20 protein-coding genes and 2 pseudogenes are annotated in these 24,855 nt (G+C 70.1%); 15 read left to right on the forward strand and 7 right to left on the reverse strand.

What is annotated here, in order from left to right:
- Positions 1-4 precede the first annotated feature (4 nt).
- Positions 5-1,684 carry a rhamnogalacturonan lyase B N-terminal domain-containing protein gene (locus tag CLM62_RS04550; RefSeq protein WP_095748565.1) on the reverse strand — a complete coding sequence of 560 codons (1,680 nt, stop codon included), beginning with the start codon at positions 1,682-1,684 and terminating at the stop codon, positions 5-7.
- A 216-nt stretch (positions 1,685-1,900) separates the two neighbouring features.
- Here CLM62_RS04550 and CLM62_RS04555 point away from each other — a divergent pair, with 216 nt between their 5' ends.
- Both CLM62_RS04555 and CLM62_RS04560 read left to right on the forward strand, forming a co-directional pair.
- Positions 1,901-2,941, forward strand: a complete 1,041-nt coding sequence (locus tag CLM62_RS04555; protein ID WP_095748566.1) for a rhamnogalacturonan acetylesterase — start codon at positions 1,901-1,903, stop codon at positions 2,939-2,941.
- A 65-nt stretch (positions 2,942-3,006) separates the two neighbouring features.
- Complete coding sequence (locus CLM62_RS04560; protein ID WP_095748567.1) at positions 3,007-4,737, forward strand: DUF2264 domain-containing protein; 1,731 nt, start codon at positions 3,007-3,009, stop codon at positions 4,735-4,737.
- Positions 4,738-4,794: 57 nt separating this feature from the next.
- Here the strand turns inward: CLM62_RS04560 and CLM62_RS04565 are convergent, their stop codons facing one another.
- Positions 4,795-5,211, reverse strand: a complete 417-nt coding sequence (locus CLM62_RS04565) for a hypothetical protein (RefSeq protein ID WP_143658935.1) — start codon at positions 5,209-5,211, stop codon at positions 4,795-4,797.
- A gap of 325 nt (positions 5,212-5,536) precedes the next feature.
- On the opposite strand from CLM62_RS04565, the pseudogene CLM62_RS04570 reads away from it, so the two are divergent.
- The 4 genes and pseudogenes from CLM62_RS04570 to CLM62_RS04585 all read left to right on the forward strand — a co-directional run.
- Positions 5,537-5,809: pseudogene (locus CLM62_RS04570) on the forward strand (helix-turn-helix domain-containing protein); the annotation flags it as partial.
- A gap of 203 nt (positions 5,810-6,012) precedes the next feature.
- Positions 6,013-6,981, forward strand: coding sequence for an NAD(P)-dependent alcohol dehydrogenase (locus CLM62_RS04575; RefSeq protein WP_095748569.1), 969 nt, complete (start codon positions 6,013-6,015; stop codon positions 6,979-6,981).
- Positions 6,982-7,057: 76 nt separating this feature from the next.
- Positions 7,058-7,675: an O-methyltransferase gene (locus CLM62_RS04580; RefSeq protein WP_095748570.1), complete on the forward strand. Its 618-nt coding sequence runs from the start codon at positions 7,058-7,060 to the stop codon at positions 7,673-7,675.
- 196 nt (positions 7,676-7,871) lie between these two features.
- Positions 7,872-8,564: an ankyrin repeat domain-containing protein gene (locus tag CLM62_RS04585; RefSeq protein WP_095748586.1), complete on the forward strand. Its 693-nt coding sequence runs from the start codon at positions 7,872-7,874 to the stop codon at positions 8,562-8,564.
- A gap of 27 nt (positions 8,565-8,591) precedes the next feature.
- Here the strand turns inward: CLM62_RS04585 and CLM62_RS04590 are convergent, their stop codons facing one another.
- A complete protein-coding gene (locus CLM62_RS04590) occupies positions 8,592-9,506 on the reverse strand; it encodes an amidohydrolase family protein (RefSeq protein ID WP_095748571.1) in 915 nt (304 codons plus the stop codon).
- Between the two features lie 716 nt (positions 9,507-10,222).
- Here CLM62_RS04590 and CLM62_RS04595 point away from each other — a divergent pair.
- From CLM62_RS04595 to CLM62_RS04625, 7 genes are all read left to right on the forward strand, one after another.
- The gene (locus CLM62_RS04595; RefSeq protein ID WP_179381935.1) at positions 10,223-11,257 is read left to right on the forward strand and encodes a LacI family DNA-binding transcriptional regulator; all 1,035 of its coding nucleotides are present in this window, start codon (positions 10,223-10,225) and stop codon (positions 11,255-11,257) included.
- Positions 11,258-11,444: 187 nt separating this feature from the next.
- Entirely contained in the window at positions 11,445-12,707 is a 1,263-nt protein-coding gene (locus CLM62_RS04600) for an extracellular solute-binding protein (protein WP_257003667.1), read from the forward strand.
- Positions 12,708-12,782: 75 nt separating this feature from the next.
- Entirely contained in the window at positions 12,783-13,739 is a 957-nt protein-coding gene (locus CLM62_RS04605; protein WP_095748573.1) for a carbohydrate ABC transporter permease, read from the forward strand.
- A 1-nt stretch (position 13,740) separates the two neighbouring features.
- On the forward strand, positions 13,741-14,673 hold the full coding sequence (locus tag CLM62_RS04610; protein ID WP_095748574.1) for a carbohydrate ABC transporter permease: 933 nt from the start codon (positions 13,741-13,743) through the stop codon (positions 14,671-14,673).
- A 47-nt stretch (positions 14,674-14,720) separates the two neighbouring features.
- Positions 14,721-16,160: a glycoside hydrolase family 32 protein gene (locus tag CLM62_RS04615; protein ID WP_306457881.1), complete on the forward strand. Its 1,440-nt coding sequence runs from the start codon at positions 14,721-14,723 to the stop codon at positions 16,158-16,160.
- Positions 16,161-16,165: 5 nt separating this feature from the next.
- Positions 16,166-18,142 (forward strand): PE-PGRS family protein, encoded by a 1,977-nt coding sequence (locus tag CLM62_RS04620; RefSeq protein WP_095748576.1) that lies wholly within the window; start codon positions 16,166-16,168, stop codon positions 18,140-18,142.
- 134 nt (positions 18,143-18,276) lie between these two features.
- Positions 18,277-19,059, forward strand: coding sequence for an isocitrate lyase/phosphoenolpyruvate mutase family protein (locus CLM62_RS04625; protein ID WP_095748588.1), 783 nt, complete (start codon positions 18,277-18,279; stop codon positions 19,057-19,059).
- Here CLM62_RS04625 and CLM62_RS04630 read toward each other — a convergent pair.
- The 3 genes and pseudogenes from CLM62_RS04630 to CLM62_RS04640 all read right to left on the reverse strand — a co-directional run.
- Positions 19,060-19,233: pseudogene (locus CLM62_RS04630) on the reverse strand (alpha/beta fold hydrolase); the annotation flags it as partial.
- Complete coding sequence (locus tag CLM62_RS04635) at positions 19,226-19,813, reverse strand: TetR/AcrR family transcriptional regulator (RefSeq protein WP_095748577.1); 588 nt, start codon at positions 19,811-19,813, stop codon at positions 19,226-19,228. The gene CLM62_RS04635 and the pseudogene CLM62_RS04630, both read right to left, overlap by 8 nt.
- Positions 19,814-20,124: 311 nt before the next feature.
- Positions 20,125-21,444: a jacalin-like lectin gene (locus CLM62_RS04640; protein WP_095748578.1), complete on the reverse strand. Its 1,320-nt coding sequence runs from the start codon at positions 21,442-21,444 to the stop codon at positions 20,125-20,127.
- Between the two features lie 235 nt (positions 21,445-21,679).
- Here CLM62_RS04640 and CLM62_RS04645 point away from each other — a divergent pair, with 235 nt between their 5' ends.
- Complete coding sequence (locus CLM62_RS04645) at positions 21,680-23,374, forward strand: PHP domain-containing protein (protein ID WP_095748579.1); 1,695 nt, start codon at positions 21,680-21,682, stop codon at positions 23,372-23,374.
- A complete protein-coding gene (locus CLM62_RS04650; RefSeq protein ID WP_257003668.1) occupies positions 23,356-23,886 on the forward strand; it encodes a hypothetical protein in 531 nt (176 codons plus the stop codon). Before CLM62_RS04645 ends, CLM62_RS04650 begins: the two co-directional genes overlap by 19 nt.
- Positions 23,887-24,118: 232 nt before the next feature.
- Here the strand turns inward: CLM62_RS04650 and CLM62_RS04655 are convergent.
- On the reverse strand, positions 24,119-24,855 hold a 737-nt coding region (locus CLM62_RS04655), incomplete at its 5' end, for an NAD(P)/FAD-dependent oxidoreductase (protein ID WP_143658937.1).

The following is a 24,855-nucleotide window of genomic DNA, read 5'->3' on the forward strand; positions in this document are numbered from 1 at the left end:
ATGATCAGGCCAGCAGGTCGATCGCATCGATCGAGGTCCCCGCACTGAGGAAGCCGGTCGTCCCCGACCCGCTCACCACGTCGATCCTGAGCACGTTGTACTGGCCCGTGTCCGTCTTCCAGGCGGACGCCGGGACGCTGTACGTGAACGTGTGGTTGTTGCCCCGGTACGAGCCGTTGGTCAGCGACCGGGTGTTCGGCTGGGTGGGCGGCGAGGGGATGGCCGACGTCCAGGCGTCGTTGACGGTGACCTGCGGGCGGCCGTTGGCGTAGGCCGTCGTCACGCCGATCCGCAGGGTGTGCGCGGCGGCGGCCTGGGCGGCGGTCAGCCTGAAGTACACGAGCAGGCCGCTGTTGACGTCCTTCCAGAGGTAGCAGGGGAAGGCCGAGGTCTCGCTGCCGCTGCCGATCACCACGTTGCCGGTCCAGGCGGCGGCCCGGACGTCCGACGGGTGCGCGTACGTCATCAGGCCGGCGTTCTTGAAGCCGCTCGGTGTGCCGTTCCAGTCGTTGATTCGCCAGATCGCGCTCGCGTTACTCGGGTCGTTCGAGGAGGGGATGGCGATCGAGTTGAGGGTGGTCGTGCCGCCAGCGGATACGGTCACCGATGTACTGTATACAGCCAACTCGCTCTTGTAGACGGTCAGTGTGTATGTCCCCGGCAGCACCCCGCCGATCGAGAAGTAGCCGTCCGAGGCCCGCGCCGAACCCCAGTACTGCGCCGTCGAGTTGGCGAGCCCGACGGTGTACGGGTGCGCGGTGTTCCGGCCCGTGATGCCGACCCCGGAGACCCGGCCCCGACCGCTCGCGCCGACGTAGCCCGAGATGCCGAGCGAGTCCGCCCACGAGGTGGTCAGCGTGCCCGGGAACAGCGACGAGGAGGGCGCTCCACCGTCCGTGAAGGCGATGACGTACGGGCCCTGGAGGCCGAAGCGCTGGGCCTCGGTCTGGTTCTGGCCGTAGTACAGGATCTCGTACAGGCCGCCGCCGTCCGCGCTCTGGTGGCGCAGGAGGGAGCGGTAGAAGGGACCGCCGGATGCCTTCTCGTGGTTGCTGCGCACCATCCACAGCCCGACGCCGCCGCTGCTCCAGCCGATGTGGTCGTAGTCCATCACCCGCAGCTTCGAGAAGTGCTTCGAGCGGGTCTGGCCGTCGGACTTCGCGAACACGTCCGAGGCCTCGATGGTGCTGTTCGTGTACGTGTAGGAGTCGGGTTCGTCGTTCAGGAACAGGCCCTTCTTCACGCGCACGATGTAGCGGGTCGCGGAGACGGACGTGTCGGCTTTGTTGGTCCACAGGTAGACGTTGTTCTCGCCGCTGCGGGCCGCGTAGTAGTGCTTCAGCGTTCCGTACGCGACGGAGACCAGGATCGTCGAACCGGACTGCTTGATGGACACGGTGGAGGTGCCGAGGCCGGACTCGATGTGCGAGTTCATGCCGCCGTAGCCCTGGTACTCCACGCCCCGGTAGACCAGCGAGGTCAGGTCGCCGTTGGTCTTGCTGACCTTGAACACGAGGTTGGCGCCGGTGTCGACGACGTACTGCGAACCGTCGTCTGTATACCCGAAGCCGGCGGCTGACGCGCTCTGCGCGAGCGGCCCGGCGAGGGCGGCCGAACCGGCGGCGGCCGCGGTGCCGAGCACGAAGGTACGGCGACGGACCGGTCTGTTCGAGGATCCGGACATGGGGGTGCCTCCTTCGGAGGGAGGGAGATGTGGGGGTGGGGGTGCCTGTGATGTTTGGCAGAGTGACAGTTGAATCGATTTCGCGAAAGGGCTTTCACTCCCTCGAAGTTGGCGACCTTGCGAATCCGGTCCAAGGTCTAGAAAGCGCTTGCCAACAGCGGTACCGTCCTGCGGCCAGGCCTTGTCGCCCTGTCGCAGGAGTGTCGGAGGAGCCGAATGAGACGTTTCAACCTCGCCCTAATGGCGGCGCTGACCCTGAGCGCCGGTCTGACCGCCGTACCGGCCCAGGCCCACGACCGGAAACCGCTGGGCATCGAGAACTGCACCGCCACCGCCTGCCACTTCGACGTCCCGCCCGGCACCTACGACGTGAAGGTCCTCCTCGGCGGCGACGCCGAGTCGAGCACGAGCATCGGCGGGGAGACCCGGCGCTCACTGCTCCCCGAGACATCGGTCACCGCCGGCGAGCGGGTCGCCCGCAGCTTCACCGTGAACGTCCGCACGCCCGAGGGCGAGCCGACCGGCCCCGAGGGCACACCCGGACTGGACCTGGTACTCGGCGGCCCGGCCCCCGCGCTCGCCGACATCAAGGTCACACCAGCCCGGCACGCCCGCCAGATCTTCCTCGTCGGCGACTCCACGGTCTGCGACCAGCCCGGCGACCCGTACTCCGGCTGGGGCCAGCAGCTGCCCCAGTACCTGCGCAAGGGCGTGTCCGTCGCCAACTACGCGGACTCCGGCGAGAGCACGGTGTCGTATCTCGCCGACACGCGGCTGTGGGCCACGGTCCAGCCGCAGATCCGCCGCGGCGACCTGGTCCTCATCCAGCTCGCCCACAACGACAAGACGACGGACGAGGCGACCTACCGGGCCAATCTTGAGAGCCTGGTGGCGGGTGTGCGGGAGAAGGGCGGAAAGCCGGTCCTCGTCACCCCGATCGTGCGACGCTGGTTCAACTCCGACGGCACCTTGAACAACAACACCGCACTCCTCGTCAACGGCCTCGGCGTCGACCACCCGGCCGTCATCCGCTCGGTCGCCGCCGCCAAGGACGTCCCGCTGATCGACCTGACGGCGAAGACGAAGGCGGTCGTGGAGTCCCTGGGCGTCGAGGCCTCCAAGGCGCTGTACCTCTACAACGAGAAACGGGACAACACCCACACCTCCACCCATGGCGCCACGGTCTACGCGAGCCTGGTCCGCGACGAACTCGTCGCCCAGCACCTGGTGCCGCAGGGCCTGGCCAGGGTGGGATGAACGCCTGGGGCGCTCCGACCGGAACCGGGGCGCCCCAGGTCTGAACCGTCCGAGGAAAGAGAGCCATGCACCTGCCCCCCGACGACCGCACCCTCAGCCCGCACACCGGCTACACCCGCGCCCACTGGGAGGCGGCCGCCGGCGCCCTGCTGGCCGCCGTGGAGCCGTACGCCACCGAGGACCGCGCCCTTTACCACTTCCCCGGCGACCGTGAGAGCCGGTCCGGCCGCCTCTCCGACGGCCTGGAGGGCTACGCCCGTACGCTGCTGCTGGCGGCCTTCCGCCGCGACGAGACCGCCCTCGAGCGGTACGCCGACGGACTCGCCGCCGGCGTCTCGGGCGTCTGGCCCCGTATCGAGGACCGCAGCCAGCCGCTGGTCGAGGCGGCGTCGATCGCCCTCGCGCTGCGCCTGACCCGCCCGTTGCTGTGGGACCGCTTGGACGACGATGTACGGCAGCGCGCGGCGGCCTGGCTCGGCGACGCGCTGACGGCTGAGGCCTGGCCCTGCAACTGGGAGTTGTTCCCGGTCACGGTCGGCGGCTTCCTGCTGTCGGTCGGGTATGAACCCGAGGCGTCCCGCAAGGCGATCGACCGGGGCCTGGAGCGCATCGAGGAGTGGTACGTCGGCGACGGCTGGTACACGGACGGCGACGGCCGCAAGTTCGACTACTACAACGGCTGGGCCATGCATCTGTATCCGGTATTGCACGCATGGCTGGCAGACGACAGTCGACTGTTGAATGTATACGGTGGCCGACTGGAGGCCCACCTCGCCGACTACGCCCGCTTGTTCGGGGGCGACGGCGCCCCCATGCACCAGGGGCGTTCCCTGACCTACCGCTTCGCGACGACGGTCCCGCTGTGGCTCGGCGCCCTGACGGGCCGTACGCCGCTGCCGCCGGGGGAGACGCGGCGCCTGGCCTCGGGCGCACTGAAGTACTTCCTCGACCGGGGCGCGGTCGACGAGCACGGCCTGCTCACCCTCGGCTGGCACGGCCCCAATTCCGCAGTCCTCCAAGGCTATTCGGGGCCGGCGTCGCCGTACTGGGCGAGCAAGGGCTTCCTCGGCCTGCTGCTCCCACCGGACCACGAGGTCTGGACGGCCCCGGAGGAACCCGGCCCGACCGAACGCGCGGACGCGGTGACGCCGATCCTCGCCCCCAACTGGCTGCTCCAGTCGACGAGTTCGGACGGCGTGGTCCGCCTGCACAACCACGGCAGCGAGGACGTCCGTTACGACCCCTACTACACGCGGCTCGCGTACTCGACGGTGACGGAGCCTTCGGCGTCGTACGCCTCGCAGGCCTCATCTGCCTCGTCTGCCTCGTCTGCCTCGTACGACAACAGCGTGATCGTCGGCGACGATCCGAGCCGTACCGGCATTGAACCGCTGGGTGTCGGGGACGGCTGGGTGGCCTCGCGGCACGAGGCGGGCGGGGGAGCGCGGGTGACCAGCGTGGTGCTCGCGCACGGGGCGGCGGAGGTGCGGGTCCATTTGGTGACGGGCGCGGAGCCGGGGACGCCGGTGCGGGTCACCGGGTGGGCGGCGGGGGACGGCGTGGGCGTGCGGGCGGAGCTGCTGCCAGTCCACGGTCTGAGCGACGAGCTCACGGGCGTCACAGGCGACGGCGACACGCTTTTCGTCGCGCTGGCCCGTCTCACCGCCGAGCCGGAACCGGTTCCGCTGGAGGAGACGGTCAGTGTGCGGGTGGACGGGGCGGACGAGATCCACGTCGGCTGGAGCGGGGGGCCGGAGGTGCGGGTCCGGCCGGCGGACGGAGCGGTCGTCTCGTAAGACCTCGTACGGACTCTCCTGCGGACTCTCGTACGGACCTCTACGACCTTCTACGGATCAGAACGCTTGCCGCCGCGGCAGACGACTGACCGCGGCGACGGTCGCCAGAGCCGCAAGAGTCCACACCGCGTAGACGAAGTAGTCGTCCCACGGGGAGTCGACGTCGGGCACCGCGGCATACGCGAGCCGGTTGATGCCCCAGCCGACCGCCAGCGCGGCGACGACGGCCGGCCAGCGGTGCCGTACGCCCTCGATCACGGTCCGGAGCATTTCCAGGACGGTGATGGTCATCATCAGGGCCGGGCCCTCGCCGTCGTCCCAGCCGAGGACGGTGGGAACCAACCCGACGGCCATGCAGTACAGCCAGGTCTGCAGCAGCGGCCATGCAGGGGCGGGCCTACGGGGCGCCTCCTCAGGCAGCCAGAAGAACCGCCGCACGCTCTGGACGACACCACGCTTCGTCTTGCTGGACATCATTCCCGCCCCCCGTCTGCGCGCTCCGCTATGAGTGAGACGCGCCAAACGGGGGCGGCGGTTGTACGGAGGCTGCCCTTCAGCTCAGCCCGGCAACCAAGCTGTGCGACCGTCGCTGAGCCCGTTACCCGTGCCAGTCCTCGCCCTCGTGCCTGCTGTTCTGTGGTGCCGCAGGTGTGTTGCAACAGGAGCTGGAACCTGTACAGGCCACGACTCCTCTCGATGCCTCCACTGCCCGCTGCCAAGAATGCCACGAGGTGCGCAGGGCATCACCGGACAGAGAGTGTCTCAGCAGCTGTCCGACTGTCCCAGCATCAGCCTTGACCTGCATAAATGGACGCGACAGCAGAATCCGGGTGGCGCCGCGACGGTGTTCAGGGTCTCGCTCAAGGCGGTGGACAAGTGGTGGGCGAAGTGGCTGGCGGGTGGGCGCGAGGCGCTGGTGGCCCGGCCGCGTGGGCGCCGGGTCGGCGAGCATCAGGTTCTCGATGCCGTCGAGCAGCAGGCGATCCGGCAGGCCGTACTGGATCACCGTCCCTGTGACCTGGGGCTGGCTGGGCAGCTTTGGGCGCGGGCCGGGGTGGGGGATCTGATCGCGGGCCGACGAACGGGCACCCCGTCGGGTCACTGGGTCGTCGATCGGTAGGGCGTCCGCCGTAGGAAAACTCATCGCGCCCGGCCCCAAGACCGTACTCAGGAATCTGGTCAGACGTTCGATCCGTCGGGATGCTCGGAGTAAACGGGATGCTCAGCGCAACCCGGGTTGTTCGGTGTCAGAGACCGCAAAGGGGACCTACGGCCATGAAGGCGATCGTTCAGGATGCGTACGGGTCGGAAGATCTCCTGGACCTGCGTGACATCGACCGCCCCGTACCGGGCGACGACGAGGTGCTCGTCGAGGTACGTGCCGCCGGTGTGGGGCCCGAAGTGTGGCACCTGATGACAGGCAAGCCGTACGTGGCCCGGGTCGCCCTCGGACTTCGCAGGCCCAAGAACCCCGTCCGCGGCTGGGACGGGGCCGGGCGCATCGAGGCGGTCGGGGCGAAGGTGACCGACTTCAAGCCGGGGGACGAGGTGTTCGGCAACTGCGAGGGGGCCTTCGCCGAGTATGCGCGTGCCAAGGCCGACAAGATTGTGCTCAAGCCCGCCAACCTCACATTCGAGCAGGCCGCCGCCCTCCCCGTCTCCGGCATGACCGCCCTCCAGGCCCTCAGCGGCAAGTCCCGCCCCCAGCCCGGTCAACGGGTCCTCGTCATCGGCGCGTCCGGCGGCGTGGGAACGTACGCCGTCCAGCTCGCCACGATGTACGGCGCCGAGGTCACCGGCGTCTGCGGTCCCGCCGGCGCGGCCCTCGTCCGGTCCCTGGGCGCCACCCACGTCATCGACTACACGCGCGAGGACATCACCGACAGCCCGCACCGCTATGACGTCATCGTCGACAACGCGGGACTTCGGCCGCTGCCCGTACTCCGCCGAGCCCTCACCCCACGCGGCACCCTCGTCATCGTCGGCGGCGAGGGAGGAAGCGGCTTCCTCGGCGGTATGAGCCGTGGCCTCCGGGCCGTCCTGCTCTCCCCCTTCATCGCCCAAAACCTGCGCAACCTCGTCTCCCTCACCCGCCGCGAGGACCTCCTGACCCTGAAGGACCTCACCGAGAAGGACCGGATCACCCCGGTCATCGACCGCACCTACCCCCTCGCTGAGGCACCCGCAGCCATCCACCACCTGAGGCAGGGCCACCCCCGAGGCAAGCTCGTCGTCACCATCTGACGGCTGCCCGCCCCCAGCCCGGTCAGCGGGCTGGAATTGGGTTGCGGTGCTCGGCGTGGCGCTTTCAGAATGCGGCATGGACGACAATCCCACCATCAATCAGCTCCCCACCGCCCTGACGGAGTTGCAGGCCGCCGCCCACGCCGCCGGTTTCACCATGTCGTGCGAACCCCGTACCGGGAGCCTGCTCGCCACCCTCGCCGCGACCCGCCCCGGCGGTCGGATCCTCGAACTGGGGACCGGTGTCGGCGAAGGCACCGCCTGGCTGCTCAGCGGGATGGACAAGGCGGCCGAGCTGGTGAGCGTGGAGCTCGACGACGCCGTGCAGGGCATCGCTCGGCAGCAGTTCGACGGCGACGAGCGCGTCCGCTTCGTGACCGGCGACGGCGGGCGCTGGCTGGAGGAGTACGACGGCGCCCCCTTCGACCTCGTCTTCGCAGACACCTGGCCGGGGAAGTTCACCCACCTCGACCGGGTCCTGGAGCTGGTCGTGCCCGGCGGGATGTACGTCATCGACGACCTCGCACCCCAGCCCGGCTGGCCGGACGGTCACGAGGCCGCCGTGACCGATCTGCTGGCCACACTGGAGGAGCGCTCCGGCTTCCGCACCACCCGGCTGACCTGGTCGAGCGGCCTGCTCATCGCCGTACGGGACGCAGCAGACGACGTAGTGGACGTACGAGCCGGCGTCTGAATCACTGGGTCCAGGCCCAGCTCCGTACGCGCCGCCCGCACATGGTGCAGCCCCCGGGCGCATCCCGGATCACCCTCCGCGCGGATCCTGCGCGGGCTCGACGCACGGGCAGCCTGACGTGGTGGGGTGCGGCTGCCCTACCTGACAGGAGACTCCCCATCGCGGGCACCTCGACTACCGTGTTCGCGTGATCAGCATGGAATGGGACGGCCTCACCGACCGCGAGCGCTTCGGCGACTGGTACCGGGAGAAGCGGGACCGGTTCGCGGACACGGCCCGGGACGCCGACTGGAACGGCCTGTTCGAGGAGTTGGGGAGGCATCCTGGGTGGGTCAATCTCCCCCGGCCCGGGAACCGCAGCGGCTTCGCCCCGCTGCATCAGGCCGCCTGGCACGGCGCGGACTTCGCCCTCGTCTCCCGGCTGATCGCACATGGCGCCTGGCGGACGCAGCGCACCGGGGACGGGCGGCGCGCCGTGGACGTCGCGCGGGAACAGGGGCACACGCATCTGCTGGAGCTTCTGGAGCCGGTCGTGGTGCGCCACCTCCCCTCCCCTCCGGATGTGCTGGAGCACCACTTCCATTCGCTGCTGCGGGAGAGGACCGGCCGCTGCTTCGAGGAGATCGAGCACCTGCTGCCGCCGCTGTCTCCCCTGACGGAGGGACCGGCCGTGGAGGTCGACTTCCGGGTGGTCGGCATGATGGGCGGCTTCACCTACCGCCTTGGTACCCACGGCCTTGAGGACGACGTCCTGCATGTGCACGGCCACTCGCGGATGGACGCCGACGACGGGGACCACTACCGCGTCACCCCCGAGGGCTGGTCCAGGATCGAACGCACGCGCGTGCCGCCGCCTCCCCCGCCCGCCACGCGGCACCCCGCGTCCTGACCGGCCAGGGCGTCGTCGCGGCGGTGCCTACAGCCCGAAGAGCCGCGCCCCGTTCTCGTAACAAACTCCGCGCAACCACTCATCACCCAGTCCGAGCCGTTCGAGGACCTCGAGCTGATGGACGTACGGATAAGGGATGTTGGGGAAGTCCGACCCGAGCAGAATCCGGTCGCCGAGGTCGGCGAGCCGGCCGAGTTCGGTTGCCGGGAAGGGGCTGAAGCGCTCGCTGAAATCCGTGAACACCATGGTCGTGTCCAGGCGGACCTCGTCGTACCGCTCGGCCAGGTCCAGGAAGTCGGTGTACTCCGGCATCCCCATGTGCGCCACGACCAGGGGCAGGCGCGGATGCCGGGCGAGGAGCCGCCTCACCGGCTCCGGCCCGGTGTGTTTGCCGGGTGCGGGACCCGAGCCGCAGTGCATGACCACGGGGACTCCCGCCTCGGCCAGCATCCCCCACACGGGATCGAGCAGCTCGTGAGCCGGGTCGTACGCCCCCACCTGCACATGGGACTTGAAGACCCGAGCCCCCGCCTCGACCGCCGTGCGCACATACTCCGCCACGCCCCCCTCGGGATAGAGGGTGGCCGTGTGCAGACAGTCGGGCGTGCGTCCCGCGAAGTCGGCGGCCCATTCGTTCAGCCAGGGTGCCATGCCGCCCTTGTGCGGATAGAGCATCGCGGTGAAAGCGCGTACCCCGAACTGCCGAAGCAACGCGATCCGTTCTTCTTCCTCGTGCCGATAGGTGATGCCCCACTCGATGCCCGTCGCCGGGCCGACCGCGTCGAAGTACGCCCACACCTTGCGCAGTACCCGCTCCGGCATGAAGTGCGTGTGTACGTCGACGAGCCCGGGGACCCCGATGCGTCGCCGAAACCTCTCCACAGCCTCGACTTCACCCGCGGGGCCGGGTTGAGGTAGCGGCCGTACGAATCGCGCAGTCATGTCCTCACTGTCGCATGGACGCGCCCGCCTTCGATCACGGTTCGCGCCGAAGAACCGGAGGGATCCGTCGCCTGTGCGTGGCACGCAACCGCAAAGCCGCGGCGCTATTTCCGGACGGCCGGCCGCGTCCTTGCCGGCCCCGGAGCGTCCGAAGCGCCGTGGCGCGCTCAGGGCGGCACAGGCAGGGCCAAGACATGTAGTTCGTTGCTGTCTCTATGGCCTCGGATCGATGCGCGGCGGCATGGTCGCTACGGCCGGCGGCCCGAGTGCCGGAGACCGCCTCGCGGCTGACCGTACCGGCGCGCTCGTCGAAGTCCCAGCGGGCGGAGGGACTTCCGGGCAGACGCCGTTCCTGGGCGGTGGCGGTCGGCACGAACGCGAACGGGACGATCGCACCGCCGACGGCGGCGGACACGACACCGAGGGCCGTTCTTCTCCTCATGGCTGACTCCATGGCTCACTCCTGGGTCGGCGCGGCAGGCTGACGCCGTGCCAAATCGGTTTAACCGGTGGCTCGGCATCGTTCGCGTGCCGCGACAGCTAAAGCAAGGGCTAACGCACACCGATTTACTCGTGCGTTACCTAGAGTCCGGGCAAAACGGTCCATAGATCCACCGTTTTCCCTTTGGGATGTCCGGGGTGTTGACACCGATCGAAGAGCGCATCACTCTCATCGCAATCTGCTAATCCGATTTAACAACGGAGCTGAGCCGCTGATGCCCGAACGACGCGTGACCATGGCCGACGTTGCCCGCAAGGCGGGCGTCTCGCCGACGACCGCGTCGTTCGCTCTCTCCGGCCGCACCGACATGCGCATCTCCGACGCCTCCCGCGAACGCGTGCTGGAGGCCGCCCGGGAGCTGGGCTACCGCCCCAACGTCACCGCACGCAGCCTGCGGACGAAGTCGACCCAGACCATCGGGTTCGTGTCGGACCTGATCACCACGACACCGTTCGCGGGCGATGTGATCCGCGGCGCGCTGGAGGCTGCCCGGGAACGGGACCATCTGCTGTTCATCACGGAGACCGGCGGCGACCGCGACGCCGAGTCGTCGATGGTCCACGCGCTGCTGGACCGCCAGGTCGACGCGGTGATCTACGCGTCGATGTTCACCCGGTACATCACTCCGCCCAAGGAGCTGTACGGGCGCCGGGTGGTCCTGCTGAACTGCCTGGCCCCCGGTTTCGACGCGCCGTCCGTCGTCCCGGACGAGATCGAGGCCGGCCGGGACGCGGCCCGGGCCCTGCTCGCGGCCGGTCACACAGAGGGCATCTGGTCGATCGGTGGGCACCAGGCCGTTCCGGCCACGCCCGAGGGGATCATCGCCGGCAACGAGCGCATGCGCGGGCTGGAGGAGGTCCTGCGGGCGGGCGGGGCCCGCCTGGACGGTGTCGTCGAGTGCGACTGGGACACGCGGGACGGCTACCGGGAGGTCGCCGCCCTGCTCGCGGCGGGTCATCGCCCCCGGGCGCTGGTGTGCCTGACCGACCGGCTCTCCTTCGGCGCCTACCAGGCGCTCGGCGAGGCGGGTCTGTCGGTACCCGGCGACGTGTCGGTGGTCTCCTTCGACGACCAGGACATCGCGTCCGTACTGCGCCCGGCGCTCACCACGCTGAAACTGCCGCACTACCAACTCGGCCGCCTTGCCGTGGCGTTGATCCTCGGCGAGGGGCCGCTCGAAGCGGTCGTACACCGTGTGCCCATGCCGCTGCGGGAGCGTGCCTCCATCGGCGCCCCCTCGGCGGGCTGACACCGGGCACCCGAAAAACGGCTGTCCCGCCGCCCGGACCGAAGCCCCGGGCGGCGGGACGACCACCAAGAACAGCGACCGTCGCAACCGGTCGCCCAGGCGGGTCCGGCAAGACCCGTCTCAGTGAGATGGAGGAACCCTCGTGGTGTGGAGAATCAGGCCCCTCGCCTGTGCGAGTGTAGCCGTCGTGGCGGCGACTGCGCTGGTCGCCGGATGCGCGTCCGGGAGCGGCGGCAACACGTCCGGAGCCAGCGGCGACACGCTGACCCTGTGGACGCACAACGCCGGTAACTCGGCCGAGCTCGACGTCGTGAAGGAGATCATCAAGGATTTCAACGGGTCGCAGAGCAAGTACAAGGTCGAGATGCAGGCCTTCCCGCAGGGTTCCTACAACAGCTCCGTGGTGGCCGCCGCCTCCGCCAAGAAGCTGCCGTGCATCCTCGACGTCGACGGGCCCAACGTCCCGAACTGGGCCTGGGGCGGGTACCTCGCACCGCTGGACCTCTCCAAGGGCGAGGTCTCCGTGAAGGACCAGCTGCCCAGCACGGTCGCCACGTACCAGGACGAGACCTACGCGTTCGGCTTCTACGACGTCGCGCTGACCATGTACTCCCGCAAGTCGGTGCTGAACAAGTACGACATCCGCATCCCCACCTTCGACAAGCCCTGGACCAAGGGCGAGTTCATGGACGCGCTCGCCAAGATCAAGGCGGGGGGCGAGTTCAAGAACACGCTGGACCTCGGCACGGCCGACACCGGTGAGTGGTTCCCGTACGCCTACTCCCCGATACTGCAGAGCTTCGGCGGCGACCTGATCGACCGCTCGGACTACAAGACCGCCAAGGGCGCACTGAACGGCGAGAAGGCCGTCGAGTGGGGCGAGTGGTTCCGCTCGATGGTCACGAAGGGCTACGCACCGCTGAAGTCCAGCAAGAGCCCCGCCGACGACTTCCGTAACGGCAAGACCGCCATCCAGTGGGACGGCAGCTGGTCGGCCCAGGCCAACGTCGACAAGTTCGGCAGCGACCTGGCGATTCTCCCGCCGGTCGACTTCGGCGACGGACCGAAGATCGGCGGAGCCTCCTGGCAGTGGGGCATGAGCTCGACCTGCGCCAACAAGGAAGGCGCCCAGGCATACCTGAACTTCTCCCGGCAGACCAAGTACTACGTGGACTTCGCCAAGGCCACCGGCACCATCGCCGCCACCGACGCGGCAGCGCAACAGGTGAAGGGCTACGAATCGGAGGGCCAGTTCAACGTCTTCCTCCGGGCGGCGCAGGAGTTCGCGGTGGTCCGGCCCGTCACCCCGGCCTATCCCTACATCTCCACGGTGTTCTCCAAGACGGCACAGGATGTCCTGGCCGGCGCCGACGTCAAGGGCGCCCTCGATCAGGCCGTCAGTGAAATCGACAGCAACCTGTCGACCAACAACTACCCCACCGGCAGCTGACCGCGTCCGCCCGTCCCGGCGGACGCGGTTCCTCCCCACCGCCTCCGCCGGGACACGTACCTGCCTGGATGTCCCATGACCACCACGATGTCGTCCATGCCCACCCGGCCCGGCACCGCCGCCGCCGTCCCACCGACCCGACGTGCGACGCAGAGGCACGCACGGCGCAGAGAGAGCCTCGCCGCGCTCGGCATGGTGAGCCCCGCCGTCTTCCTGTTGGTGATGTTCATCGTCATCCCCGTGGTGCTGGCCTTCGCGCTGGCGTTCACCAACGCCCGTCTGGTGTCCCCGACCCCGGCGCAGTTCACGGGACTGCAGAACTTCCGCACCCTGCTGGACGACCCGCTGTTCTACAAGTCGCTGCGGAACACCTTCTACTTCGCCGCCGTCGTCGTCCCGCTGCAGGGCGGCCTGGCGCTGGTGCTCGCCCTGCTCGTCAACGCCAAGGTCAAGGGCGTCAACTTCTTCCGCACCGTCTACTTCCTCCCGGTCGTCACCTCGATGGTCGTGGTCTCCCTCCTGTGGACGCTGCTGTACCACAGGACCGGGCTGGTCAACGAGATCATCTCCCGCCTCACCTTCGGCCTCGTGCAGGGACCGGACTGGCTGAACAACCCCTCCACGGCCATGCCCGCCATCATCCTCATGTCCGTCTGGCAGGGCGTCGGCTTCCACATGATCATCTGGCTGGCCGGACTGCAGACCATCCCGCAGGACCTCTACGAGGCTGCCGACATGGACGGGGCCACCCGTTGGATGCGCTTCAGGCACGTGACCTGGCCCGGCCTCAAGGCCACCCGCACCTTCGTGCTCATCACCATCACCATCAGCGCGTTCGCCCTGTTCACCCAGGTCAGCGTGATGACGCAGGGCGGGCCCCTGGACTCCACCAGCACGGTCGTCTACCAGGCCGTGCGGACTGGATACAGCCAGCAGCAGACCGGATACGCGTCCGCGATCTCCCTCGTCTTCTTCGTTCTGGTGCTGGCCGTCTCCCTCGTCCAGCGCTTCCTCACCCGGGAGAAGGACTGACATGACCTCTGCATCCCCGGTATCCCCGGTATCCCCCGCACCCGTACGCCCGGGCCGCCGCCGGAGGCCCTCGCCGCGCCGGATCGGCCTGCAGGCGGCGCGTATCGCGCTCGCGCTGTTCTTCGCGTTCCCGATCGTCTTCATGCTGGTGTCGTCGTTCAAGTCCGACGAGCAGATCTTCGGCGACCTGGACGGCATCGAGGCGTTCCTGCCGGTCGGCCACCTGTCCCTGGCCAACTACACCGGGATCTTCGACCGGGTGCCCGCCATCCGGTTCCTGCTCAACTCCATCGGGATCTCCGTCATCACGGTGGCGCTGAGCATCTTCATCAACAGCCTTGCGGCGTTCGCCCTGTCCCGGATGCGGTGGCGTGGCAAGAAGATCGTGCTCACCGCCGTGATCGCGACGCTGGTCGTGCCGTTCGAGACCTTCGCCCTGCCGATGGTCTGGTGGGTCAACAAACTGCCCTGGCTGCAGATGGAGGGCGGCCGGCTCGTCGTGACCGAAGGCTGGCTGGACACCTACCAGGTGCAGATCCTGCCGTTCATCGGCAACGCGCTCTTCATCTTCCTGTTCCACCAGTACTTCCAGAGCATCCCCAAAGAACTCGACGAAGCGGCGGTCATCGACGGGGCGAGCTGGTTCGGCATCTACCGGCGCATCGTCATGCCGCTGTCCGGTCCGGCGATCGCCACGGTGGCCATCCTGGCCTTCCTGCCGATGTGGAACCAGTACCTGTGGCCGCTGATGGTCGTCCAGAGCGAGGAACTGCGGCCGGTCATGGTCGGCATCGACTACTTCTTCCAGCTCAACCCCTCCTGGGGCGAGGTCATGGCCTACTCGTCGATGATCACCGTGCCGGTGCTCGCGCTGTTCGTGACCTTCCAGCGGGCCTTCGTCAACAGCATCGCCTCCACCGGCGTCAAGGGCTGACCACGCTCCTCGACCCCCCACCCCGAAAGGACCCCTGCGTGTCCGTCATGCCCGCAGACCCCCACCTGCCCGTCGCGCACCTGCGCCCGCCCCGCAACTGGATCAACGACCCCAACGGGCTGGCCTTCCACGACGGCCACTACCACGTGTGCTTCCAGTACAACCCGTACGGACCCGAGCACGCGAACATGCACTGGGGCCACTTCCGCAGCCCCGACCTGCTGACCTGGGAGGAACTTCCCCTGGCACTGACCCCCACGCCGGGCGGAGAGGACGCCGACGGCTGCTTCTCCGGCAACGCCGTCTCCGACGGCGACCGCATGGTCGCCTTCTACTCCGCCTTCCGCACCGACCGCTGGGCACAGCCGGTCACCACCGCCGAGTCCCAGGACAACGGTGTCACCTGGAAACCGCGCGGCAGCCTGCTGATACCCGAACTGCCCGAGGGCACGACCATGTACCGCGACCCGTATGTATGGCGCGAGGCCGGCCGCTGGCGCATGCTGGTCGGCTCCGCCCGGGCGGACGGCCGGGCGGCGGCGCTGCTGTACGAGTCGGGGAACCTGGAACAGTGGGAGTACCGGGGGCCGTTCCTGGACCGGGCCCCACAACCGGTGGCGCCGGGCGCCGACACGGGGCTGGGCTGGGAGTGCCCCCAGTACCTGCACGCGGACGGACGCGGCGCGCTGCTCCTCGGCGTCTGGGATCCGGAGCTCGGACCGCGCCGGACCGTGGTCTACCCCGGGCGCGAGCAGGACGGCCGCTTCCTCCCCGGGGCCCCCGCCCTGCTCGACCACGGACCCGACTTCTACGCCCCGGCGCTGCTGCCCGCCCCCGACGGCCGGTGGCTGCTGTGGGGCTGGTCATGGGAAGCCCGTGACGCCGCGTGGGTGCGCGAGGCCGGCTGGGCCGGGCTGCTGACGCTGCCGCGCGAGGTGACACTCGCCGAAGACGGCTCCGTACGACAGCGACCGGCCGCGGAACTCCTCGCGCTGCGCGACGAGCGCGCGCTGACCGCTGCCGGCCAGACCACCGGAACGGCCGTACTGGGGACGGTGAGCCCCAGCTTCGACCTGACGGCCCGTCTGGAACCCTCCGCCGCCGGCACGACAGGAGGACTACGGCTGGTGACCTCCGCCGACGGTGCAGAGTACCTCGACATCGGCATCGACCCCGCCGCCGGTGAACTCGTCGTGAACCGCGACCACGCCTCCCGCGACCCCCGCGCACACGGCGGAACATATCGCCTCCCCTGCCCCGAGGCGAGGGCGGCGTCCGGTGCCCCGGTCGAACTGCGCCTGGTGGTGGACCGGTCCGTCGCCGAGCTCTACCTGCCGTCGGGCCGGACGCTGACACTGCGGTTCTACCCCACCGGCGGCACCCCCTGGCGGATCGAGGCCCGGGCGGGAGACGAGGGCGGCCTCGGCTACGCGGTCGGCGCCTGGAACCTTCGGACCTTCTCGGGAAGCCCCCTTCGGGCAGGATGATCCCCATGACGGGTGGGAGAGACCAACTGGCGGAGTTGCTGCGCCGCTCCGGGCTGGAGATCGTGGGGGAACGGCGGGTCGAGGAGGTACTGCCGCCCTGGTTCGCGTGGCGCCGGGTCATCGGGTTCCAGGCCGAGCCGACCGTGACCGTCCGGGCGGACCGGCCCGACCTGGTCGCCGAGATCAACCGGCAGTGGCACCGGCTGGCGTCCGAGGCCGGGATCCTCGACGGGGACGGGGCGTTCCTGATCTCCGTCGCCGCTGCCTGGACGGGCGCCGCGGGCGGCTTGTGGACCCGGGTCCGGCTCACCGCGGAGTGGGATCTCGCCGGGGTGCTCGGCGAGCGGCCCGGACAGCCGGAGTTCCTCACGCTGGCCATGGACGGGGACACCCTGCTGGCGGCCACGACCGAGGAGTACGACGTCTGGCTGATCGCCGAGGACCGGATCAGGGAGCGGCAGGAGGCGGCCGCGCAGGCAGCCGCCCGCGAGACACCGCAGGAGCGGGCGGACTCATGGGCGTGGTTGTTCCAGGGGCCGGGGACCGGCGAGAAGCTGCTGGACGCCTGGGCGCGCGGACTCTCGCTCAACCCGGCCACCCCGGACGACCTGCGCACCCGACTGCTGGACCGGTCCCCCTACGCCATGTACAGCGCCATGCCGACGGCGGTCGTGGACGCGGCCCTGGTCCACCCCGACTGGAAGTTCCGGGCGCGGGCGGCCGAGGTCCAGCCGAACATCACGCCCGAGCAGTGGGCCCGCGTGATCCTCGGTGAGCAGGACGAGCGTCACCGGTGGCTCCTCACGATGCTGGCCGCGGACCGTCGGGCCGAACTCGACGAGGACACCTGCCGAAGGCTCGCCGCCGATCCGTCCGCGCGCGTCCGCTCCGAGGCCGCCCGCCTCAAGGGCCTGCCCGCATCCCTGTCGGTCGCTCTGGCCACCGACCCCGACCCCGGCGTGCGGTTCGTGGCCTGCGCGGCGGCCTGGCCGCATCTGGACGACCGGGCGCGCAAGGCGCTCCTGGGCGATCCCGCGGGCAAGGTGCGCAGGGCCGCCCTGCTGCTGCATCACCAGGAGCACCCGCTGCCCCTGTCGGTGTTCGAAGCCGAAGACCTCAAGATCGACGCGCTGGAGACCTGCCGCCTGGAGCGCGACCTCGCCGAGCACCTGGCACGGCACGGCGAGTCGGCCGAACGCCGTTCCCTCGCCGGCAACCCGCGCCTGGACCCGGATCTGGTCGCCGTCCTCGGCGAGGACCCCGACCCGGACGTCCGCTTCGCGGTGTCGACCCGGCCGGACCTTACCGAGGAGCAACGCGCGGCCATCCCCATCGACTTCGACCCGGGCATCCACTACTACGCGCTTGACTGGGTCGTGGCCCTCCACCACGACGCCGACGCGATGCGCCGCCTCGCCGCCTCCTCCCATCCCCTGGTGCGCCGAAGCGTCGCCCGGGCCCGGCACCTGCCGCCGGACGTCGTCGAACGCCTCGCCCGGGACGAGGACCGCGTCGTACAGCTCTTCCTCGCCGAATCCTGCGACGACGCACCCGCGGACATGCTCATGAACGTGTGGCAGTGGTGGACCGGCAGCCTCAGCACCCCCGACCGCCCGCGCGGCCACCCCAACTTCCCCCGCAGCGGCCTCCTGCGCCACGCCGACGACCCGAACCCGCGCATGCGCAGGCTGGCCCTTGACGATCCGGAGTCGACGCCCGAGCTGGTGGAGCGGCTCAGCCGGGACGTGAGCGAGGAAGTGCGGTGCGATGCCGCGGCCGACCCACGGCTGTCGGCCGCGGCCGCCGCACGCCTGCTCGAAGACCCGCACGAGCACGTACGGCACTTCGCCGCCCGCCACCCCAACCTGCCGGTGCGTGTCCTGACCCGGCTGCTGCGGGACAACGGCACCGCCGAGACGGCTGCCCGGAATCCCGCGCTGCCCGTCGAGGTGATGCAGCGGATGGTCAGACGGATGAACTAGTGGGGGCGTCGCTCAGGGTGTCATGCTCCTGGGTCGCCGCCCTGGCTGCGGAGGTTGCCGCGAAGATCCGGGCCGACGCGGGCGCCGGAACGGTTCGGCCGACGCCGAACCGACCCGCCCGTACCGTTCCGCACATGACCGCCCTCCCCTTCGCCGAGCTCCATCACACCGACCGGCCCCTGCTCCTCCTCCCCAACGCCTGGGACCACGCCTCCGCGACGGCCCTCGCGGGTCAGGGTTTCCGGGCGATCGGCACGACGAGCCTCGGCGTCGCCGCGGGCGCCGGGCTGCCCGACGGGGCGTCGGCGGTCCGCGACGAGACCCTGCGGCTCGCCCTGACGCTCGGCACGGAGCCCTTCCTGCTTTCCGTTGATGCGGAGGACGGCTTCAGCGAAGACCCGGACGAGGTAGGGGAGTTCGCTCGCGCGCTGTCAGCCGTCGGGGCCGTCGGCATCAATCTGGAGGACCGCCTTGGCCCCGCCACCCTGCACGCCGCGAAGATCGCCGCGGTCAAGTCGGCGGCCCCGGACCTCTTCGTCAACGCCCGCACCGACACGTACTGGCTCGGTGACGGGGACGCCGAAGACACGAGGGCCCGCCTGGACGCCTACCGACAGGCGGGCGCCGACGGCGTGTTCGTCCCCGGCCTGACCGACCCGGGGCTCATCACCACCCTGGTACGGCACCTCGACGCCCCGCTCAACATCCTCTACTCACCCACCGGCCCGACCGTCCCCCACCTCGCCGACCTCGGCGTACGCCGCGTCAGCCTCGGCTCGCTGCTGTACCGGCGGGCGCTGGGCGCGGCCCTGGAGACGGTCGCGGAGATCGCCGCGGGCCGTTCACCGCGGGGCACGGCACCGTCGTACGGCGATGTCCTGGCGCTCAGCCGTCCCGATGCGTCAGCGTCTGCGTGAGCCGCTCGGCGAACGTGCGAGGCCAAGCGGGTCGTACGTGACGACGGTGAACCGGTCGGCGAGCGCGTCGGTCATGGGGCCGAGCCCCATGGGATGCCCGGCACCACCGGGGACGACGAGCAGCACGGGCCCGGTGCCGCGGACGTCGTAATAGTCGTCATACAGGTCAGTCATCGCTCTCGCTCTCCTCGCGGGGCCAGTGTTCGAGGGTGATGTGCAGGGCGTCGATCGCCTTGTCCCAGGAGGCCTGTACGTCGCGGGGGTGGCCGAAGCCGCCGGTGGACTCCAGGGCGCAGTAGCCGTGGAAGGTGGCGCGCAGCATTCGTACGGCGTCGGTGAGGTCGGGTTCTTCCAGGCCGTAGGCGCGGAGCATGCCGTAGGTGATCTCGGCGGTGCGGCGCAGGGCGGGGGAGTCGGCGACGAGGGACTGGTCGATGCGGATCTGGGTGGCGGCGTACCGCCCGGGGTGCTGGAGGGCGTACTCCCGGTAGGCGCCGGCGAAGGCGGCGAGCGCGTCCTTCCCGGATCGTCCGGCCACGGCCACGGCGATCCGGTCGATCATCTCGCCGCCGGCGAGGAGCGCGAGGCGGATGCGGAGGTCCTGGAGGTTCTTGACGTGCGAGTACAGGCTCGCGTCCTTCACGCCGAAGTGGCGGGCCAGGGCGGAGAGGCTGACGTGGTCGAAGCCGACCTCGTCGGCGAGGTCGGCGGCGGCCGCGGTGATGCGGTCGGGGGTGAGGCCGGCTCTGGGCATGGGCCCCCTCGAAGTCGCTCGTTTGCCTAGGGTCTCTAGGTTATACCTTAGGGATGGAAGGTTGCGCAGATCCGGCGGTGGTCGCGCAGGCCGCGGCGACCGACGGCACCCTGCGCACGGCCACGGTGCGGGGAACGCGTTTCGCACTGGACACCGCGGCCTTCGGCGGATTCCTCCTCGTCCTGCGGGCCTGGTATCGCGCCGGCCGGACTGTCGGGCCCGCAGGGCCACGTGACAACTCCCCGGGCGTGGACCTCCACCCTGCTTCGATCTTCAACAGGCTCCGGGTGGAGGTCCGGTGCGCGCCCGCGTCAGCTGATCGGCGCGTACAGCACGCCCAGCTTGTCGACCTCGTCCCCCGACCTCCCCGTGAAGCCCACGATCCGCCAGCCCGACGGAGCCGTGAACGTCTTCGTGTCGGACGTCGCCGTACCGGACGTCAGTGAACGGCCCTTGTCTGTCGTGAACGTCGCCGAGAACAGGCGAGTGCGGCCGTCCTTCTGACCCTGTGTCAGCTTCACCGACTTGAGGTGCTCGCCGGACGCGAGGGTCAGGGACGTCGCCGTGCCGCCCGTGCCGCCGTGGGAGACGGTCGTACCGCCGTCGTAGGAGAGCGACACCGCGTCCAGGCGGGAGGCGCCGCGCAGCGTCAGCGTGCGGGGCGAAGGTGTGGTCGGCAGGTCGTCCGCGTCGTTGAACGCCGTGCCGTGCGGGCCGCCGAAGAAGTCGCTCGCCTTCAGGGACGAGTTGAGGGTGTAGGAGAAGTCGACCGTGTGCGGGAAGTGGTCGGAGAGGTTGCCGCCCGCGGAGTCCAGGAACGACGCCCACTCGTTGTTGTAGCGGGTGGCCGACAGCGAGAGCAGCTTGCTGCCCCGGTAGAGGATCTTGTCCACCACCTCGCAGTCGTTCGTGGGCGCCGTCGTGGGGCACACCAGCGCGTCCGCGCCCTGCGCCGGCGGCGTGCCGCCCTTCACCAGCTTCACCCACGGGTCCGTCAGGCCGTTCTCCTGGACCAGCGTGCGGATGTTGTCGCCGGTGCGCGTGTACCGCGTGTTCGTGTCGCCCATGACGATCACCGCGTTGCCGGACGAGTTCGCCTTGATGAAGTCCGAGAGCTGCGAGACGTTCGCGCGGCGCGCCGCCAGTGCGTCGTCCGTCGAGTCCGCGTTGGTGTGCACGTTGTAGAGGTCTACGAAGACACCCTCGGCGAGGCGGACCCGCGCCAGTGAAAAGCCCTTCGGTGTCAGGCAGTTGGTGCCGGTGCAGTTGTTCCACTTCACCCGCTGGAAGTCCTCGAAGGCGTAGTCCGAGAGGGTGTTGAGGCCGTCGCCGAAGGGCACGCCGCCGCTGGTCGCCGTGCGGTGCGGGTGGTTGTCCCCGGCGTAGAGGGCCGCGTGGTAGTTGAAGTCCTCCTGGACGTTCACGATGTCGTACGCCCCGAGGCGCGGGGAGATCAGCGGGGTGTTCTTCTCCGGGTTGCCCGAGCTCAGGCCCTCCGGGAGGCCCGCGACGTTGTACGTCAGGACGTTGAACGAGCCGGTGGTGGCCGCCGCCGCGGGCGTCGCGCCGGTGGCGGTGAGACCGGTGACGGCGAGGGTGGCGGCCGCGAGGGCGCCGAGGAGTCTTCTCATGGGGGGTGTCTCTCCGGTGGGAGGAAGCGGGACGGAAGGTGAACGCTGCTCAGGTTCAGTGTCAATCAGTGTGACCGGCAAGGGCAGTTGGGGAAACAGTGAGAGACGGGTCGAGCCGCCGTGCCCAGGTCGACTGCCGATCACTCCCTGGTTGAACAAAGTTCATGTTTCGCCTCGATCCTCCACAGGCGGCGCAGTGGTGCCGCAGAAGGCAGCGGTATTCAGGAGGCGCAGCATGGGGCACGGGCATCACCACCACCACAGTCATGAGCACGGGCATGGGCACGAGCACGAGGCGGTCCCGGCCCTGCCCGCCGCCTTCGACACCTCCGTGCCCGACGAGGCCCTGACCCCCGAGCAGCAGTCGCGCCGCTCCCTCCTCCGCCGTGCGGGCCTGCTGGGTGCGGGCCTGGCGGCGGGCAGCGTCCTCGGGCAGGCGACGCCCGCCGCCGCCACCAACGGCCGCCGTACGAACGGTTTCCTCTGGCTGGCCGGCGACCACCACATCCACACGCAGTACAGCAGCGACGGCAAGTACCGCGTCGTCGACCAGGTCCGCCAGGGCGCGGGGCACGGCATGGACTGGCTGGTCATCACCGACCACGGCAGCGCCACGCACGCCAAGATCGGCGTCGAGAAGGTCAACCCGGACATCAAGGAGGCCCGGGCCGCGTACAAGGACACCCTCGTCTTCCAGGGCCTGGAGTGGAACATCCCGGCCGCCGAGCACGGCACCGTCTTCGTGCACCCCGGCAAGAACGAGGTCTCCGTCCTCAAGCAGTTCGAGACCGACTACGACGGCAGCGTGAAGGGCGCCTCCGACTCCACGCCCGCCAACGAGGCCCTCGCCGTCGCGGGCCTGGCCTTCCTCGGTGAGCAGGTCCGCCGCCGCAAGGTCAAGGACGCGCTGATGCTCGCCAACCACCCGGCGCGGCGCGGTGTCGACTCCCCGCACGAGATCCGCGCCTGGCGCGACGCGACCGACCCGAGCCGGCAGATCGCCGTCGGCTTCGAGGGCGCGCCCGGCCACCAGGCCGCCGGCCTGCCCGCCCCGCTCGGCATGGCCCGGGCCCGCGGCATCTACGACAACAACCCCAGCGCCAACTCCTTCGCCGGCTACCCGCTGGAGAGCTACCGCACCTGGGGCGGCTTCGACTGGATGACCGCCACCGTCGGCGGCCTGTGGGACAGCCTCCTCGCCGAGGGCAAGCCCTGGTGGATCACCGCCAACTCCGACTCCCACCAGGTGTACGCCGACACCGCCGTACGCGGCCCGGGCGGCGACTTCAACGCCAACGGACGGTATGAGGACCCGGTCTACGGCGGCAAGATCGACATCACGCAGGGCGACTACTGGCCCGGCCAGTACAGCCGTACGCACGTCGGCGCCGACGGCTTCGACTACGCCGCCGTCATGGACGGCATCCGCGCCGGCCGCATCTGGGTCGACCACGGCCAGCTCCTCAGCGGCCTCGACGCCCGCGTCCTGGGTGGCGGCCGCTGGGCCACGCTCGGCGGCGCGCTACATGTGAAGAAGGGCACGAACGTCACGCTGACGGTCGATGTGGCCCTGGCCGGTGGCCCCAACTGGGCCGGGTTCGTGCCCAAGTTGGCGCGTATGGATGTCATCCAGGGTGATGTGACCGGCCCCGTCCCGGACAAGGACACGTTCACCGCGCCGACGGCCAAGGTCGTGCGGTCGTACGAGGTGAACAAGTCGACCGGTGTCGTGCGCCTCAGCTACGAACTCGGCCGCGTGGACCGCCCGTTGTATGTCCGCCTGCGCGGCAGCGACGGCAACCGGTCCGCCGTCGGCGCGATGGGCGCCACCGTCGACCCGGCCGGTCCGGCCATCGACGTCGTCGGCGACGCCGACCCGTGGCGCGACCTGTGGTTCTACTCCAACCCCGTGTGGGTCCTGCCCTCGTGACGCCGTACGCCCTCACCGTGGACGCGGGGATCAAGGACCTGCGCGCGGCCGACCACCTGATCCAACTGCTGGCGGCCGAACTCGACCTCCCCGAGGGAGTGTTCGGCTGCACGCACCTGGTGCGCGGAGACCGGCCGCGGGTCGCCCTGTCGTTCACCCTGCCGTCCGAGCCGCTCCTGCGCACCGCCCGGGAGCGGCTCGCGGCCGGGGAGTACGAGGTGACGCCCGGCGCCCCCGACGCGGCGGGCCGCGCGGTGATCTACCCGGGGGTGTCCTCCCTCATGGGCACGCTGACGATCGCCGACGTGCTCACGCGCTCGGCGATCGACCGCGTGACGGTCCTGGGCGGGCGGCCCGGCCAACTGGCCCCGGACACCCGCCTAGTGACGTGGGATCACGTCCGCCCGCAGTGGCAGGACGGCGAGCTCGTCCTCACCGCCATGCCGGCGGCGGGCGGCACGCTCGTCCCCTTCGAGGTCCCGGCTCCCACCCCGTGCTGCGCGGACCACTGACGCGCCGACGGGCGGGTGGGTCAGCATGAGAAGTGGTGAGCAACGAGGAACGAGTTCGTGACCGGCCAGATCGCGCTGCCGCAGACCACGGCGGACCGGCCGCACGAGGAACGTCCTTGACCTGAAGTCCCGTTGAGGTCCTGGAGTGCCGGGACGTGATCACCGCTCGGCTCCTTGTTGCGCCGCTTTCAGCCAGGTTGAAGGGATCCGCCACCTGGGGCCACCGCCGGGCTCAACGGGCCTGTCGCCTTCCCCCGGAGACACGGGACCGGCCGCGTTCCAGATGACGCAGCGCCGACGCCGCCGCGTGCGCCCCGCACATGCCGTGGGCGCCCGCCCCCGGTGGCGTGGCCGCCGAGCAGATGAACATGCCCGGTACGCCCGTTGCGTACGGGTCGAGGGCGGGGCGTGGCCTGGCCACGAGCTGGGTGACGGTGTTGGCGCCCGTGATGATGTCCCCGCCGATGTAGTTGGGGTTGTACTCCGCGAGCGCGGACGGGGAGCGGACCGCCGTATCGAGAACACGATCCCGGAAGCCCGGGGCGAACCGTTCGATCTGGCGGATCACCGCCTCGGTGGCGTCGCCGTCGTAGCCGTGCGGCACGTGTGCGTAGGTCCACACGGGGTGGATGTCGCCGTTCGACCGCAGGGGATCGGCCAGGTACTGCTGGCCGACGAGCATGAAGGGCCGCTCGGGCATCCGGCCGGCGTGGACCGCGCGTTCGACGGCCGCGACCTCCTCGAAGGCGCCGCCGAGGTGCACCGTGCCCGCCCGCCGCGCGGCCTCGTGGGTCCAGGGCACGCCGCCCTCGACCGCGAAGTCCACCTTGAAGGCGGCCGGTCCGTGCCGGAACCGGCGGTAGGCGCGGGCCACCCGGGACGGCAGCCGGTCGCCGAGGACGTCCGCGACCGCGCGCGGCGCGAGGTCGAACAGGACCACGTCCGCCGGCGGCAGCTGGGCCACCGAAC

This window comes from Streptomyces sp. SA15 (assembly GCF_002291145.1).
GTDB lineage: Bacteria > Actinomycetota > Actinomycetes > Streptomycetales > Streptomycetaceae > Streptomyces.

What these genes read in the sequence shown, in the direction of transcription:
- CLM62_RS04550 (WP_095748565.1), bottom strand. Translation starts at nt 1,684, where the DNA reads ATGTCCGGATCCTCGAACAGACCGGTCCGTCGCCGTACCTTCGTGCTC.
- CLM62_RS04555 (WP_095748566.1), top strand. Translation starts at nt 1,901, where the DNA reads ATGAGACGTTTCAACCTCGCCCTAATGGCGGCGCTGACCCTGAGCGCC.
- CLM62_RS04560 (WP_095748567.1), top strand. Translation starts at nt 3,007, where the DNA reads ATGCACCTGCCCCCCGACGACCGCACCCTCAGCCCGCACACCGGCTAC.
- CLM62_RS04565 (WP_143658935.1), bottom strand. Translation starts at nt 5,211, where the DNA reads ATGTCCAGCAAGACGAAGCGTGGTGTCGTCCAGAGCGTGCGGCGGTTC.
- CLM62_RS04575 (WP_095748569.1), top strand. Translation starts at nt 6,013, where the DNA reads ATGAAGGCGATCGTTCAGGATGCGTACGGGTCGGAAGATCTCCTGGAC.
- CLM62_RS04580 (WP_095748570.1), top strand. Translation starts at nt 7,058, where the DNA reads ATGGACGACAATCCCACCATCAATCAGCTCCCCACCGCCCTGACGGAG.
- CLM62_RS04585 (WP_095748586.1), top strand. Translation starts at nt 7,872, where the DNA reads ATGGAATGGGACGGCCTCACCGACCGCGAGCGCTTCGGCGACTGGTAC.
- CLM62_RS04590 (WP_095748571.1), bottom strand. Translation starts at nt 9,506, where the DNA reads ATGACTGCGCGATTCGTACGGCCGCTACCTCAACCCGGCCCCGCGGGT.
- CLM62_RS04595 (WP_179381935.1), top strand. Translation starts at nt 10,223, where the DNA reads ATGCCCGAACGACGCGTGACCATGGCCGACGTTGCCCGCAAGGCGGGC.
- CLM62_RS04605 (WP_095748573.1), top strand. Translation starts at nt 12,783, where the DNA reads ATGACCACCACGATGTCGTCCATGCCCACCCGGCCCGGCACCGCCGCC.
- CLM62_RS04610 (WP_095748574.1), top strand. Translation starts at nt 13,741, where the DNA reads ATGACCTCTGCATCCCCGGTATCCCCGGTATCCCCCGCACCCGTACGC.
- CLM62_RS04615 (WP_306457881.1), top strand. Translation starts at nt 14,721, where the DNA reads ATGCCCGCAGACCCCCACCTGCCCGTCGCGCACCTGCGCCCGCCCCGC.
- CLM62_RS04620 (WP_095748576.1), top strand. Translation starts at nt 16,166, where the DNA reads ATGACGGGTGGGAGAGACCAACTGGCGGAGTTGCTGCGCCGCTCCGGG.
- CLM62_RS04625 (WP_095748588.1), top strand. Translation starts at nt 18,277, where the DNA reads ATGACCGCCCTCCCCTTCGCCGAGCTCCATCACACCGACCGGCCCCTG.
- CLM62_RS04635 (WP_095748577.1), bottom strand. Translation starts at nt 19,813, where the DNA reads ATGCCCAGAGCCGGCCTCACCCCCGACCGCATCACCGCGGCCGCCGCC.
- CLM62_RS04640 (WP_095748578.1), bottom strand. Translation starts at nt 21,444, where the DNA reads ATGAGAAGACTCCTCGGCGCCCTCGCGGCCGCCACCCTCGCCGTCACC.
- CLM62_RS04645 (WP_095748579.1), top strand. Translation starts at nt 21,680, where the DNA reads ATGGGGCACGGGCATCACCACCACCACAGTCATGAGCACGGGCATGGG.